This is a genomic window from Streptomyces sp. NPDC017520, from assembly GCF_044329855.1.
In the GTDB taxonomy this organism is placed as follows: Bacteria; Actinomycetota; Actinomycetes; order Streptomycetales; family Streptomycetaceae; genus Streptomyces.
Map to the genome: position 1 here is coordinate 503,068 of NZ_JBIRKB010000004.1, position 14,538 is coordinate 517,605.

General features: G+C 71.2%; 11 protein-coding genes. 3 read left to right on the top strand and 8 right to left on the bottom strand.

Features of this window, described 5'->3' with window-relative positions:
* Positions 1-2: 2 nt before the first annotated feature.
* Positions 3-1,022, bottom strand: coding sequence for a LacI family DNA-binding transcriptional regulator (locus ACH4KB_RS12875; protein ID WP_398065990.1), 1,020 nt, complete (start codon positions 1,020-1,022; stop codon positions 3-5).
* A 185-nt stretch (positions 1,023-1,207) separates the two neighbouring features.
* Here ACH4KB_RS12875 and ACH4KB_RS12880 point away from each other — a divergent pair, with 185 nt between their 5' ends.
* Both ACH4KB_RS12880 and ACH4KB_RS12885 read left to right on the top strand, forming a co-directional pair.
* Positions 1,208-2,905 carry an ATP-binding protein gene (locus ACH4KB_RS12880; RefSeq protein WP_398065991.1) on the top strand — a complete coding sequence of 566 codons (1,698 nt, stop codon included), beginning with the start codon at positions 1,208-1,210 and terminating at the stop codon, positions 2,903-2,905.
* The gene (locus ACH4KB_RS12885; RefSeq protein WP_398065992.1) at positions 2,902-3,576 is read left to right on the top strand and encodes a response regulator; all 675 of its coding nucleotides are present in this window, start codon (positions 2,902-2,904) and stop codon (positions 3,574-3,576) included. Before ACH4KB_RS12880 ends, ACH4KB_RS12885 begins: the two co-directional genes overlap by 4 nt.
* Positions 3,577-3,612: 36 nt before the next feature.
* Here the strand turns inward: ACH4KB_RS12885 and ACH4KB_RS12890 are convergent, their stop codons facing one another.
* The 3 genes from ACH4KB_RS12890 to ACH4KB_RS12900 all read right to left on the bottom strand — a co-directional run bounded on the left by ACH4KB_RS12890 (position 3,613) and on the right by ACH4KB_RS12900 (position 8,079).
* Positions 3,613-5,205 (bottom strand): cation acetate symporter, encoded by a 1,593-nt coding sequence (locus ACH4KB_RS12890; RefSeq protein WP_398065993.1) that lies wholly within the window; start codon positions 5,203-5,205, stop codon positions 3,613-3,615.
* Positions 5,202-5,693 (bottom strand): DUF485 domain-containing protein, encoded by a 492-nt coding sequence (locus tag ACH4KB_RS12895; RefSeq protein ID WP_398066071.1) that lies wholly within the window; start codon positions 5,691-5,693, stop codon positions 5,202-5,204. Before ACH4KB_RS12895 ends, ACH4KB_RS12890 begins: the two co-directional genes overlap by 4 nt.
* 259 nt (positions 5,694-5,952) lie before the next feature.
* Entirely contained in the window at positions 5,953-8,079 is a 2,127-nt protein-coding gene (locus ACH4KB_RS12900) for a type IIA DNA topoisomerase subunit B (RefSeq protein WP_398065994.1), read from the bottom strand.
* 447 nt (positions 8,080-8,526) lie between these two features.
* Here ACH4KB_RS12900 and ACH4KB_RS12905 point away from each other — a divergent pair, with 447 nt between their 5' ends.
* A complete protein-coding gene (locus ACH4KB_RS12905; protein ID WP_018957087.1) occupies positions 8,527-8,760 on the top strand; it encodes a hypothetical protein in 234 nt (77 codons plus the stop codon).
* 147 nt (positions 8,761-8,907) lie between these two features.
* Here the strand turns inward: ACH4KB_RS12905 and ACH4KB_RS12910 are convergent, their stop codons facing one another.
* From ACH4KB_RS12910 to ACH4KB_RS12925, 4 genes are all read right to left on the bottom strand, one after another.
* Positions 8,908-9,738, bottom strand: a complete 831-nt coding sequence (locus ACH4KB_RS12910) for a S1 family peptidase (RefSeq protein ID WP_398065995.1) — start codon at positions 9,736-9,738, stop codon at positions 8,908-8,910.
* 134 nt (positions 9,739-9,872) lie between these two features.
* On the bottom strand, positions 9,873-11,420 hold the full coding sequence (locus ACH4KB_RS12915) for an RNA polymerase sigma factor (protein ID WP_398065996.1): 1,548 nt from the start codon (positions 11,418-11,420) through the stop codon (positions 9,873-9,875).
* A 323-nt stretch (positions 11,421-11,743) separates the two neighbouring features.
* The gene (locus tag ACH4KB_RS12920) at positions 11,744-12,610 is read right to left on the bottom strand and encodes a FadR/GntR family transcriptional regulator (protein ID WP_398066072.1); all 867 of its coding nucleotides are present in this window, start codon (positions 12,608-12,610) and stop codon (positions 11,744-11,746) included.
* Positions 12,611-12,791: 181 nt separating this feature from the next.
* Positions 12,792-14,528 carry an ATP-binding cassette domain-containing protein gene (locus ACH4KB_RS12925; RefSeq protein ID WP_398065997.1) on the bottom strand — a complete coding sequence of 579 codons (1,737 nt, stop codon included), beginning with the start codon at positions 14,526-14,528 and terminating at the stop codon, positions 12,792-12,794.
* Positions 14,529-14,538: the final 10 nt, after the last annotated feature.

Genomic DNA, 14,538 nt, shown 5'->3' on the forward strand with positions numbered 1-14,538 from the left:
GATCACAGGGAATTCTCGCGCGGCGGCTGCGCGGTGGATCCGCGCACCACCAGCTCCGGTTCGAAGAGCAGTTCGTCCGAGGGGACGGTCCGCCCGCCGATCTGTACCGAGAGCAGCTCCACGGCCGCGCGCCCCATGGCCTCGATGGGCTGGCGGACCGTGGTCAGGGGCGGCTCGGTGCAGTTCATGAAGGCGGAGTCGTCGTAGCCGACGACCGACACGTCTCCGGGTACCGCGAGACCCCGGCGGCGGGCGGCGCGCACGGCTCCCAGCGCGAGCGGGTCGCTCGCGCAGATGATGCCGGTGACGCCCCGGTCCAGCAGCCGCATCGCGGCGGCCTGCCCGCCCTCCAGCGAGAACATCGCGCGGGCCACCCACTCGTCGGGCACGGCCGTGCCCGCCTCCTCGGCCAGCACCCGGGCGGCGGCGAGCTTGCGCTGGGAGGGCACATGGTCGGACGGGCCGAGGACGAGTCCGATGCGCTCGTGGCCGAGCGAGACGAGGTGCCGCCAGGCCTGCTCGACGGCGACGGAGTCGTCGCAGGAGACGCCCGGGAAGCCGAGGTGGGCGATGGCCGCGTTGATCAGGACGACGGGGATCTTGCGGTCGGCGAGCACCTTGTAGTGGTCGTGCGGGGCGTCGGCCTGGTGGTAGAGGCCGCCCGCGAAGACGACGCCGGAGACCTGCTGCTGGAGGAGCAGCTCGACGTAGTCGGCCTCGGAGACGCCGCCCTTGGTCTGGGTGCAGAGCACCGGGGTCAGCCCCTGCTGGGCGAGCGCGCCGCCGACCACTTCGGCGAACGCCGGGAAGATCGGGTTCTGCAGCTCGGGCAGGACAAGGCCGACCAGCCGGGCCCGTTCGCCGCGCAGCTGGGTCGGGCGCTCGTACCCGAGGACGTCCAGCGCGGAGAGAACGGCCTGCCTGGTGGCGTCGGAAACGCCCGGCTTGCCGTTCAGCACCCGGCTGACCGTCGCCTCGCTGACTCCCACTTTCTGGGCCACCTGAGCAAGTCGTCGCGTCATGTGCGCAAGATTAGCGCAAGAAGTGCAAGTAGATTGCGTTGCGGGCGAACTCCTCGGAACCGCTCCAGGAACGCTCACAGAGACAACGCCGCGAAGCAAGAGGCGCGTACACCGGAGGCCCGGACAGCCGGGCCGGAACGCGGCCGAATTTCCGCCCCGGCGTCCCGCCCCTTACCGTCTCTACGATGAACGCCCCACCGACCCCCGGCAGGGGACCGCGCCGGTTCGGCTGGCCCCAGCGGGTCTTCTCCCAGGTCCTGCTGATGCAGCTGGCCATCATCACCGGCGTGACGATCCTGGTCACCGGGCTGTTCCTGGCCCCCCTCAGCGACCAGCTGGACGACCAGGCGATGCGCCGCGCCCTCGCCATCGCCCAGAGCACCGCCGCCCAGCCGGGGATCGTGAAGGACCTGACCAGCACGGATCCGTCGGAGCGGGGTCCCGTCCAGTCGGCCGCCGAGCGGATCAGGCGGGCGACCGGAGCGGAGTACGTCGTCGTCATGAACCAGCGCGGGGTGCGCTGGTCGCACCCCGACACCCACCGGATCGGCGCGATCGTCTCCACCGACCCCGGCGAGGCGCTGCGCGGCCGCGAGGTGATGGAGATCGACAGCGGCACCCTCGGCCGCTCGGCGCGGGGCAAGGTGCCGTTGTTCGGCCCGTCCGGCGACGTGATCGGCGCGGTGTCGGTGGGCATCTCCTACGACAGCGTCCGTGCCCGGCTCCTCGGAGCGATCCCGGGACTGCTCGCGTACGCGGGCGGAGCCCTGGCGGTCGGGGCGCTCGCGGCGTACCTGATCTCCCGCCGGCTGCAACGGCAGACCCATGACCTGGCGTTCTCCGATATCTCCGCGCTGCTGACGGAGCGCGAGGCCATGCTGCACGGCATCCGCGAAGGGGTCGTCGCCCTGGACGGGGGCGGCCGCGTCCGGCTGCTGAACGACGAGGCGCAGCGGCTGCTCGGCGTGGGCCCGGAGGCGGCGGGCCGGACGCTGGAGGAGGTGCTGGGCGACGGCAGGACCGCGGACGTCCTGGCCGGACGGGTGGTCGGCGACGACCTGCTGGCGGTACGGGGCAGCCGGGTGCTGCTGGCCAACCGGATGCCCACCGACGACGGCGGGGCCGTGGTGACCCTGCGCGACCGGACCGAGCTGGAGAACCTGGGCCGCGAGCTCGACTCCACCACGGGGCTGATCGACGCGCTGCGCGCCCAGGACCACGAGCACGCCAACCGGCTGCACACCCTGCTCGGGCTCCTGGAGCTGGAGATGCACGAGGACGCGATGGAGTTCGTCACGGAGGTGGTGGGCGTACACCGGGCGACGGCCGAACAGGTCACCGAGAAGGTCCAGGACCCGCTGCTGGCCGCCCTCCTGGTGGGCAAGGCGACGGTGGCCGCCGAGCGCGGCGTGGCACTGCGGCTGGCCCCCGGAACCCTGCTGCCGGACCGGGTGGTCGATCCCCGGGGCCTGGTCACCGTCATGGGCAACCTCGTCGACAACGCCACGGACGCGGCGGCCGGATCGGAGGGGGCGCGGATCGAGGTCGGGCTGTGCACGGAGGGACGTACGGTGATCCTGGAGGTGCGCGACAGCGGCCCCGGCGTCCCCCCGGAGCAGCACGCGTCGATCTTCACGGAGGGCTGGTCCACCAAGGAGGTTCCGGCCCACGGCAAGCGCGGTCTGGGGCTCGCCCTCGTACGGAGGCTCGCGGAGCGTCAGGGAGGCAGTGTGACGGTGTCCGGGGCGGACGGAGGCGGTGCGGTGTTCACGGTCGTCCTGCCGGAGGCGCTGGCCGAGCCCGGGCCTCGGGTGCCTGCCGAGCCCGCCGCTTCCCCCGACGGTCCGCCGTCCGCCACGTGTCCGGCCGGAGGGCAGCCGTGATCCAGGTCCTGATCGTGGACGACGACGTCCGGGTGGCGCAGATCAACGCGGCGTACGTCGCCAAGGTCCCCGGCTTCCGGGTGGTCGCGCGGGCCCACTCGGCGGCCGCGGCGCTGGAGGCGGTCGAGAGGGTCCCGGTGGACCTGATCCTGCTGGACCACTACCTGCCGGACCGCAACGGCCTCGCCGTCGTACGGGAACTGCGCCGCCTGGGCCGTCAGGTCGACGTGATCATGGTGACGGCCGCCCGGGACGTCGCGACCGTGCAGGACGCGATGCGGCACGGCGCGCTCCAGTACCTGGTGAAGCCGTTCACGTACGCGGGCCTGCGCTCGAAACTGGAGGCGTACGCGGCGCTGCGGCAGGCGCTCGACGGGGGTGGGGAGGCCGAGCAGGCACAGGTGGACCGGCTCTTCGGCGCGCTGTGGGCGGCGGACGAGCCGGCCCTCCCCAAGGGCCACTCCCCCACCACGGCCGAGCTCGTCCGAGTGGCCCTGCGCGGAGCCGACGGCCCGCTCTCCGCCCAGGAGATCGCGGACAGCGCGGGGATGAGCCGCCAGACGGCCCAGCGCTATCTGAAGCTGCTGGAACGCACCGGCAAGGTCCGGCTGACGCTGCGCTACGGGGAGACGGGCCGCCCGGAACACCGGTACGCCTGGGCGGCCGGCTGAGCTGCCCGGGCACCCCCGCACGCCCCACGACAGGCTCTACGCCGCCCCGGCCCCCGTCAGCGCCCGTACCTCGGCCTCGGCGTGCTTGGCCTCGTCGGACGGCTCGGGCGAAGTGACCGTACCGATCCAGCCGGCCAGGAAGCCGAGCGGGATGGAGACCAGACCCGGGTTCTCCAGCGGGAAGAGCTGGAAGTCCACGCCGGGGAACAGGGACGTGGGGCTGCCCGAGACGACGGGTGAGACCAGCACCAGGACGACCGCCGGGACCAGGCCGCCGTACACGGCCCAGACCGCGCCCCGGGTCGTGAAGCCACGCCAGAACAGGGAGTAGAGCAGGGCCGGGAGGTTCGCCGACGCGGCCACGGCGAAGGCCAGGCCCACCAGGAAGGCCACGTTGAGGTCCTGGGCGAGCAGCCCCAGACCGATCGCGACCACGCCGATTCCCGCGGCGGCGACACGTGCCACGGCGACCTCGCCGTACTTCGTGCGCCCGGGGCGGCGGAGCGAGGCGTAGAGGTCGTGGGCGACGGACGCCGACGAGGCGAGCGTGATGCCCGCGACGACGGCCAGGATGGTGGCGAAGGCGATGGCGGCGACCACGGCGAAGAGAATCGTTCCGCCGGTGGACCCCTCACCGCCGCCGAGGTGGAGCGCCAGCAGCGGGACCGCGGTGTTGCCCGCCGCGTTCGAGGCGCGGACCTCGCCGGGGCCGACGAGGGCGGCGGCGCCGAAGCCGAGCACGATCGTCATCAGGTAGAAGCTGCCGATCAGGCCGATGGACCAGACGACGGAGCGGCGCGCGGCGCGGGCCGTGGGCACGGTGTAGAAGCGCGACAGGATGTGCGGCAGCCCCGCCGTGCCGAGAACGAGGGCGACGCCCAGGCTGATGAAGTCGAGGCGCGAGGCGAGGTCCCCGCCGTAGCGGAGGCCGGGCGCGAGGAAGTCCTTGCCGTGGCCACTGCGTTCGGCCGCGGTGGTGAGCAGGTTGTTGACGTTCCCGTGGAAGTGGACCAGGACGAGCACCGTGAGCGCGATGGCCCCGGCCATCAGCAGGACGGCCTTGACGATCTGGATCCAGGTGGTGGCGCGCATGCCGCCGAACGACACGTACAGCACCATCAGCGCGCCGACCCCGACCACTGTCCAGGACCGGGCCGCGTCGCTCGTCCCGCCGAGCAGCAGGGCCACCAGGCTGCCGGCGCCGACCATCTGGGCGACCAGATAGAGCACGGAGACCATGACGGACGAGGTGCCGACGGCGGTACGCACCGGGCGCTCCGCCATCCGCGCCGCGACCACGTCGGCCAGGGTGAACCGGCCGCAGTTGCGGACGAGTTCGGCGACGAACAGCAGGACGACCAGCCAAGCGACGAGGAAGCCGACCGAGTAGAGCATGCCGTCGTAGCCGAAGAGGGCGATCAGCCCGGAGATCCCGAGGAAGGAGGCCGCCGACATGTAGTCGCCGGCGAGGGCGAAACCGTTCTCCATGGGCGAGAACAGACGTCCGCCGGCGTAGAACTCCTCGGCGGAGCCCTGCCGGTTGCGGCCGACCCGGGTGGTGATGAAAAGCGTCACCGCGATGAACGCGCTGAACAGCAGCAGGGCGAGAGTCTGGTGGTCGCCTCTCAACGTCCGAACCCTCTCGCCGTCTCCTGACCGAGCCCTCGCGTCATCTCCTGGCCTAGACCCCGGGTCATCTCCTGGGTGTCCCAGCGCAGATCGAGCGCGGCCCGGTCCCTGCGCAGCCGCGCGTGCCGTGCGTACGCCCAGGTGAGCAGGAACGTGGTGAGGAACTGGCCGAGACCCGCCACCATCGCGACGTTGACCGCTCCGGCGACCGGGCGGGCCATCAGCTCGGGTGCGGTGGTCGCGGCGACGACATAGGCGAGATACCAGAGCAGGAAGGCGAGAGCGGCGGGAACCACGAAGCGGCGGTAGCGTCGGCGCACCTCGCGGAAGGCGGCGCTGCGGTGCACCTCCAGGTAGATGTCGGCCGCGCTGGGCCGGGGGTCCGGCTCCGCCGCGGCGGGCGCGTCGAGCTCCGGGACGCCTGCCGCCCCGTCCCGGCCGCACCGGTCGGAGACCGGCGCGTCGTCCCACGGGTCGTCGAGCCGCACTCCTGCGGCCTCCGGCCCTTCGTCCTTCTCCACCGCACAACTCCCCTGATCCACGGACCTTTTCGGCCGCATGGCCAACCATGGGCGGTTCGAGGGGATCCCGGGCGCGCCATTCGCCCGGCTTCACCCCTTCAGGTGACAGAAGTCCCGTACGGCTGCGCGAACACGCGGACGTGGGCCCGGGACCTCGGAGACGCACGCGGCCCCCGCTCCGGCAGTACGGGAGCGGGGGCCGACGCGGGCACCGGAGGACAGGGAGTCAGGCGTCGATGCGCGAGCGGTCCAGGGTGGCCGCGGAACTGGTGATGAACTCCTTGCGGGGCGCGACCTCGTTGCCCATCAGCAGGTCGAAGACCTGCTCGGAGGATTCCAGGTCGCCGATGTTGATGCGCCGCAAGGTGCGGTGGCGCGGGTCCATCGTCGTCTCCGCCAGCTGATCGGCGTCCATCTCGCCCAGGCCCTTGTAGCGCTGGATCGATTCCTTGATCCGGACGTTCTTTCGCTGGAACTCCAGGAGGGTCTGGCGCAGCTCGCTGTCGGAGTAGGTGTAGACGTACTTGTCCTGGCCCTTCTTGGGCTGGACCAGCTCGATCCGATGCAGCGGCGGGACCGCGGCGAAGACCCGGCCCGCCTCGACCATCGGACGCATGTAGCGCTGGAAGAGGGTCAGCAGCAGGCAGCGGATGTGGGCGCCGTCGACGTCGGCATCCACCAGCAGGACGATCTTCCCGTACCGCGCGGCGTCGATGTCGAAGGTCCGCCCGGACCCGGCTCCTATGACCTGGATGATCGCCCCGCACTCGGCGTTCTTCAGCATGTCCGAGACGGACGACTTCTGTACGTTGAGGATCTTTCCGCGGATCGGCAGCAGCGCCTGGAACTCACTGTTCCTGGCCAGCTTGGCGGTGCCGAGCGCCGAGTCCCCCTCGACGATGAACAGCTCGCTGCGCTCGACGTCGTCGCTGCGGCAGTCGGCGAGCTTGGCGGGCAGCGAGGAGGACTCCAGGGCCGTCTTGCGGCGCTGGGCGTCCTTGTGCTGCCGGGCGGCGATCCGGGTGCGGGCGGCGGCGACGGCCTTCTCCAGCACCGCCCTGGCCTGGGCCTTGGCATCCCGCTTCGTCGAGGTCAGGAAGGCCTTGAGCTCCTTGGCGACCACGCCTGCCACGATCCGGTTGGCGGCGGAGGTGCCGAGCACCTCCTTGGTCTGCCCCTCGAACTGCGGCTCGGCGAGCCGTACGGTGACGACGGCGGTGAGCCCTTCGAGGGCGTCGTCCTTGACGACGTCGTCCTCGGCGACCCGCAGCATCTTGGCGGAGCGCAGCGCCTCGTTCACGGTCTTGGTCAGGGAGCGCTCGAACCCGCTGACGTGGGTGCCGCCCTTGGGGGTGGCGATGATGTTCACGAACGACCGTACGGTCGTGTCGTAGCCGGTGCCCCAGCGCAGGGCGATGTCGACGGCGAGCTCGCGGGTGACCTCGGTGGCGGTCATGTGGCCGCGGTCGTCGAGGACGGGCACGGTCTCCTTGAAGGTGCCGGTGCCGCTGAGGCGCTGGACGTCGCAGACGGCCTTGTCCTGGGCCAGGTACTCGCAGAACTCGCTGATGCCGCCGTCGAAGCGGAACGTCTCCTCGGTCTTGCCCTCGCCGTCCAGCCCCCGCTCGTCGCGGACGATGATCGTCAGCCCGGGGACGAGGAAGGCCGTCTGGCGGGCGCGCTGGTAGAGCGTGTCCAGGTTGAGCTTGGCGTCCTTGAGGAAGATCTGGCGGTCCGCCCAGTACCGCACCCGGGTACCGGTACGGGTCTTGGGGACGCGCTTGCCCTTGCGCAGGCCGTTGGCCGGGTCGAACGGGCTGTCCGGCCCCTGTTCGGTGAACATGCCGGGGACACCGCGCCGGAAGCTGATGGAGTGGGTCGCGCTGTTGCGGTCGACCTCGACATCCAGGCGGGCGGAGAGGGCGTTGACCACGGAGGCGCCGACGCCGTGGAGGCCGCCCGACGCGGCGTAGGAGCCGCCGCCGAACTTCCCTCCGGCGTGCAGCTTGGTCATGACGACCTCGATGCCGGAGAGACCCGTCTTGGGCTCGACGTCGACCGGGATGCCACGGCCGTTGTCCCGGACCTCGACGGAGGCGTCGTCGTGGAGGATGACCTCGATCTGGTCGCAGTAGCCGCCGAGGGCTTCGTCGACGGAGTTGTCGATGATCTCCCAGAGGCAGTGCATCAGGCCACGGCTGTCGGTGGACCCGATGTACATGCCGGGCCGCTTGCGGACCGCCTCCAGCCCTTCGAGGACGAGAAGGTGCCGCGCGGTGTAGTTGGAGCTGTCCCGGTCGCCGCCTGCTCCGGTCAGCATCGCGGTGGACGGCACGGACGTTTCGGCGGTCACGCGGTTCGCTCCTCGCTGAATTTCATCTGGGGCCCCCGTGGGTACGGGGCTGGGCTTCGGTTGCCGCTGAGAGCCTACAGAGGCCTGGTAGAGCGGTTGTAACGCCACCCTCGGGGAATCCTCATGCTAGTCGAGCCCCACCTGGGCTCGCATGAGTGTTCGATCATTCGTTGGAGTGACGTGCACATCACGTTCCCTTCGGCGCATGAACCATTTAGGCTCCGGGCACGTCCTCATGAACAAACCGGCAAGCCGGCCGGTGGGACTCACCCCCGAGACAAGCAATGCGAAACCGTAGCGCTCCGCATACGGCACATTCGCCGCCAACCGGCAACAGACAGCCACACCGAGAAGAAGTTTCGAAGAAAAGCCACGAGCGGGAACGTTTTCGGCCTGGTTGGATGTTGACCCTGGTACGACAGCTCGTCGAGCTAGAGAAGAGGCGACGTGACTACTGTTCTGACCCCCGCGAGCCCGCTGACCGCAGCAGACCGCTGTGACCGTTGCGGCGCCCAGGCATATCTGCGCGTCGTCCTGATCAGTGGCGGTGAACTGCTCTTCTGTGCCCACCACGGGCGCAAGTTCGAGCCGGAACTCAAGAAGATCGCCGCGGAAATACAGGATGAGACGGATCGGCTCACCGCCGTGCAGACGGCTGCTGCCGACGAGGAACAACACTGATACCTCGCATCCACGACGAGCCAGGGGCCGGTCCAGGACCGGCCGACGGGCGGCTCCCCCACCGGGGGGAGCCGCCCGTTCTCGTCGGTGGGGCCCTGCGCGCACAGCGCGCGGGGAATCACCGCCCGCACACGATGCCGCCACGGGTCAGATGCGGCCCTCGGCCCACTCCAGTGCGGCGGCGACCCGTGTGTACACCCCCGGGCTGCCCGCGCGCCCGCAGCCGCTCCCCCAGGACACCAGCCCGATGAGCCGCCCACGGGCCACCAGCGGCCCGCCGCTGTCGCCCTGGCACGCATCCCTGCCACCCGCCGGATCGCCCGCACAGAGCATCGCCGAGGGCTTGTACGTGCCCTCCTGGCCGCCCGGGTAGGCCCGCGCGCAGTCGCTGTCCGGCAGGACCTGGACCCGCGCGGAGCGCAGCACGGAGGCGTACGCCCCGCTCCCCGTCGTGTCGCCCCACCCATAGACGGCCGCCGCCGTGCCGGCCCGGTAGGCGGGGTCCCCGCCCTTGGCCGTCGGGACGACGCCGTCCTTCGGCATCGCGCGGGACAGGGTCAGCACCGCGAGGTCGCCGGCGTTGGAGGCGGGGTCGTACTCCGGGTTCACCCAGATGGACCGGACCGGGATCTCCTGGCCGTCGGAGTCACCCAACCGCTCCCGACCGGCGATGACCAGCAGATCCCTCACCCGCTCCGCCGGCCCCCCGAGCGCCTCGTCACTCAGGCAGTGGGCGGCCGTCAGGATCTTCGTGGGCGCCACGGCGACGCCGCCGCAGAACTGTCCCGAGCGCGCCCCTCCGAACCGGTCCCGGCTCGACAGCGCCACCGCCCAGGGACTGTCCGCCACCGGAGCGGGCTGTCCGCCGACGATGATGCTGTCCGCGACCGCCGCGGAGGGCGAGGCGAGGGGCGCCACGGTCGCGGCGGCGGTCAGGGCGAGCACCCCGGTCAGGGCACGGACGACGGAACGGGGCATGGAGGCTCCTGACGCTGAGGCGGTAACGGTCCACCCAGCGTGATCCAGCCGGTCACCGTCCGCACCCGAGGACACGCCGGAGGGCCCGGATCCCCTGGGGGTTCCGGGCCCTCGGCCGGTGAATCTTCCGCGGTCTAGTCGAGGTAGTCGCGCAGCACCTGCGAGCGCGACGGGTGACGAAGCTTCGACATCGTCTTCGACTCGATCTGACGGATGCGCTCACGCGTCACGCCGTAGACCTTGCCGATCTCGTCGAGCGTCTTCGGCTGACCGTCGGTGAGACCGAAGCGCATCGAGACCACGCCGGCCTCACGCTCGGAAAGCGTGTCGAGCACGGAGTGGAGCTGCTCCTGAAGGAGCGTGAAGCTGACCGCGTCCGCAGGAACGACGGCCTCGGAGTCCTCGATCAGGTCACCGAACTCGCTGTCGCCGTCCTCACCGAGCGGGGTGTGCAGCGAGATCGGCTCGCGACCGTACTTCTGGACCTCGATGACCTTCTCGGGGGTCATGTCGAGTTCCTTGGCCAGCTCCTCCGGGGTGGGCTCGCGGCCCAGGTCCTGGAGCATCTGGCGCTGCACGCGCGCGAGCTTGTTGATGACCTCGACCATGTGCACCGGGATACGGATGGTGCGGGCCTGGTCGGCCATCGCGCGGGTGATCGCCTGACGGATCCACCAGGTGGCGTACGTGGAGAACTTGTAGCCCTTGGTGTAGTCGAACTTCTCGACCGCGCGGATCAGACCGAGGTTGCCCTCCTGGATCAGGTCCAGGAAGAGCATGCCGCGACCGGTGTAGCGCTTGGCCAGGGAGACCACCAGGCGGAGGTTGGCCTCCAGAAGGTGGTTCTTGGCCCGTCGCCCGTCCTCGGCGATGATCTCCAGCTCGCGCTTGAGCTTCGGCGCGAGCTTGTCGGCGTTCGCCAGCTTGTCCTCGGCGAAGAGGCCGGCCTCGATGCGCTTGGCGAGCTCGACCTCCTGCTCGGCGTTGAGGAGGGGAACCTTGCCGATCTGCTTCAGGTAGTCCTTGACCGGGTCGGCGGTGGCGCCGGCGACGGCGACCTGCTGCGCGGGTGCGTCGTCCTCGTCGTCGTCGGAGAGGACGAAGCCCTTGTTCTCGCCCTCGCCCTCCTCTTCCTCGCCCTTGCCGGCCTTGACTTCCTCGGCCGCCTCTTCGCCGTCGAGGATCTCGTCGTCCTGCTTGCCGGACTTCTTCGCCGCTGTCTTCTTCGCGACCGTCTTCTTCGCGGCGGTCTTCTTGGCAGCCGTCTTCTTGGCTGCCGTCTTCTTGGCGGGAGCGGCCGCAACGGCGTCGTCGGCCACCGCGTCCGCACTCTCGGCCGCCGGGGCGGCGGTGGCCGCGACGGTCCTGGTCACGGTGGTCTTGGCCGCGACAGTCTTGGTGGCGGTGCGCTTGACCGGGCTCTTCGCTGCGACGCTCTTGCGGGCGCGCTTCGGCGACTCCGCGGCACTGACCATCAGCGTCACACCCTCTTCCTCGAGGATCTGGTTGAGGCTGCGCAGAACGTTCTTCCACTGGGTTGGCGGAATCTGGTCAGCCTCGAAGGCCCGACGCACGTCATCGCCGGCGATCTGCCCATCAGCCTTTCCCCGCTCGATGAGCGCCATCACAGACTCGGACTCGGCGATCTCCGGCGGGAGCGTACGGGATGTGCTGGCCGACACGAACAACCTCTCGGAACGATGGAAACGGCTTCCGGCCCTGCCCTGGAGAGGGCGGGAACCGACGACCGTCGACTGGGGATGTCGCCGACGGCGCGGGTTTGGCCTCAGAACTGCACAGCGCACCCGAGGGCTGCTGTATTCCTTCCGCGACGCTCACCTCTTAGGTCATCGCGCTGCTTCAAGGAGTGTTACGGCCAATCCGCGTGGTCCGAGTCACACCCCATACGCGACGAAATGGTCCAAGGGTGCCATCCCCCCACAACTATCCCGCCGGAGCCGTGCGGTCCGGCGGTGCCGGGCCCACGCGCCCGGCAGCGCCCCGGTCAGTGCTCGCGCGGCGCGGGAACCACGCGCTCGACGTCGGGGTGGACGACGAGCAGTTGACGCATGGCCGTCTCGGCTGCCCCGGAATCACCGGAGGCGAGGGCGTCGGCGATGCGCGCGTGGTGCGCGAGCGAGGTCTCACCCGGACGGTCACAGCCGGTGACCGGACCACCGGAGACATGAAGGGCGGCCGAGACGATGCCGGAAAGGTGTTCGAGCATCCGATTTCCCGCCGCCTGAACGAGCAGGGCGTGGAACTCCGCGTCGGCGCGGGAGAAGGTGATCGTGTCCCCCTGCCCCATCGCGTGCCCCATGATCTCCACCATGTCGCCGAGCCGCTGCTGAAGATCGTCCCGGCCGTGCCCGGCCGCGAGGCGGGCCGCGAGCGGTTCGATGGTCCAGCGGAGCTCGGCCAGCTCACGGCGCTGGTCGTCGCGCTGCGGACCGAAGGCCCGCCATTCGATGATGTCGGGATCCAGCAGGTTCCAGTCACTGACCGGGCGGACCCTCGTACCCACATTGGGGCGCGCGCTGACCAGCCCCTTGGCTTCGAGGACGCGCAGGGATTCGCGTACGACGGTACGGGACACCTCGAACCGCTGGCCGATCTCCTCGGGAACGAGGGGGCGGTCCGCGCCGAGGTCACCGGAAACGATCATCTGGCCGAGCTGCTGGACGAGTTGGCCGTGGAGACCGCGCCCCCGGCTGGCAGACCCGCGTCGGCTCGCCCGCCCCAGCTCGGAATCGGAACCGCCCCAGGCCCGGGAAGCGGCACGCTCGCCGGCCGGCGCCTCCGTATAGGGATAGCGGTCGAGTTCACCCGCGCCGGCCAGGCCGGAATCGGCGGTGCGGGCGGCGGTCATCATGGTGTGCGCAAGGGTACTCACGCATCCTTTGTCGGCGCGGCTCGCCCACCCCTTGAGGTCTTTGGTGAAAAGCACACGAAAGGGTGATCGGCGCTCGCTCCGCAATTGACGCCATATCCCCACAGATCAGTCATTTCTCAGGGAGTTGCGGGCCTCTGCCCTCGATGCGAGGCGACGGCGATCACCAACGCGCCCTTCCCCGAAGGCTGGTGAACAGATACGCGCAGATCAGGGCTGACAACGACAGGGCGAGTGCGGTGCCGACGGGCTGCGCCACCACCCGCGCGACGGCCAGGACCCAGTGGTCCGCCTGCTGCGGCAGCTCCCACCCGGCCAGTTCGCGCAGTCGGCCCGGGAGCCCGGCGACCGAACGCGCGGACGGCGCCGCGAAGAGCTTCTGCACCAGCGGAACGACGAGTACCGGAACGGCCAGCACCGCGGCGATCCCCGCCCCGGCCACCCGGAAGACACCGGCGGCCAACAGCCCCGCCCAGGCACAGCCGACCGTCAGACCCGCCCAACTCGCACCGAGCGCGACAGCGTTCGACGGAATCTGGATCAAGTCCGGCCCGTACACGAGCCGGAGGCTCTGCGCTCCGCACACCACGGCGAGGCCCGCGAGCAGCAGAGCGAAGCCGGCGGTCACGGTGAGCTTGGCCAGCAGCAGACCGAGCCGCCGGGGCACGGTGCCGCGCGCGGCGGCGAGTGCCGGATATCGGAACTCGTCCCCGAAGGACAGCGCCCCGAGCAGACCCGCGCCGAGCGCGGCGGGAGGGAGCGGCAGCAGGGCGGGCCACGCGGCGAGCACACGGGGCAGCGCGGTGCCGTCCGTGCGGGCGAGCAGAACGGACACCGCGGCCGACACCACGAGAACGGCCGCCATGATCATGGCCGTTGTCCGGACGCCCAGGGAGCGTCGCAGTTCGTACCGGAGCGGGCGCAGGGGGCCGCGCGCGGGGCGTACCCGGATCGGGGGCGGCAGCTCGGACAGCGCGACGGCCGAGTCGCCCCGCTCCTCGCTCCCGGCCCCCGCCGGGGCGGCCGGCCCGGTGTCGCCGATCTCGTCGGCGAGCCGGTGCACGGGGACGCCGTGCCGGTACGCGGCGTCGCCGATCTCCGCGCAGCTGCTGCCGTACACGGTCAGCCGGCCGCTCGCCTCCTCGACCACCTCGACGGAGCGTCGCGCGGCTCGGGCCTCCCGGCTGACCACGGCCGCCAGCCGGGCCGCGTGCGGGGTGCGGACGGCGACCCGGGCCCGGAGCCGGGTGCGGGCGAAGTCGGAGACGTCCTGGTCGGCGACGAGACGCCCGCCGCCGATGGTGACGACGCGGTCGGCCGTGCGGGCCGCCTCCTTGGGGTCGTCGGTGGTGTAGAGGACGGTGCCGCCCTGGGCCGCGTGCGCACGCAGCAGCCCGTACAGCCAACTGTTCTCCCGGGGGGACAGTCCCTCCGCCGGTTCGTCCAGGATCAGGGTGTGGGGGTCCCCGAGCAGCGCGGAGGCGAGGCCGAGCCGCCGGTCCATCCCCACCGAGAGGGTGCCCAGGCGCTGGTCCCCGAGCCCGGCGAGGCCGACGACCTCGAGGACCTCGTCGGCCCGGGTCGCCGGCGTGCCCGCGGCCGCGCAGAGCATACGGAGCTGCCCTCGGACGGTCCGGGCGGGATGACCCGGTACGTCGCCGAGCAGTACGCCCACCTCCCGTGCCGGGTGGGCGATGCGGTGCAGCGGCCGCCCCCGGAAGTAGGCGACGCCTCGCCCCGCGTCCAGTTCGAGCATCAGCCGCAGGGCCGTGGTCCTGCCCGAGCGGGGGGCGCCCAGCAGGGCCGTGACACGGCCGGGGGGAGCCTCGAAGGTCAGATCGTTCACGGCGGGCGGAGCGTCGCGACGGGGGGTGCTGGTGAGTCCGATGGCCTGGAGCATCGCTTCTCTC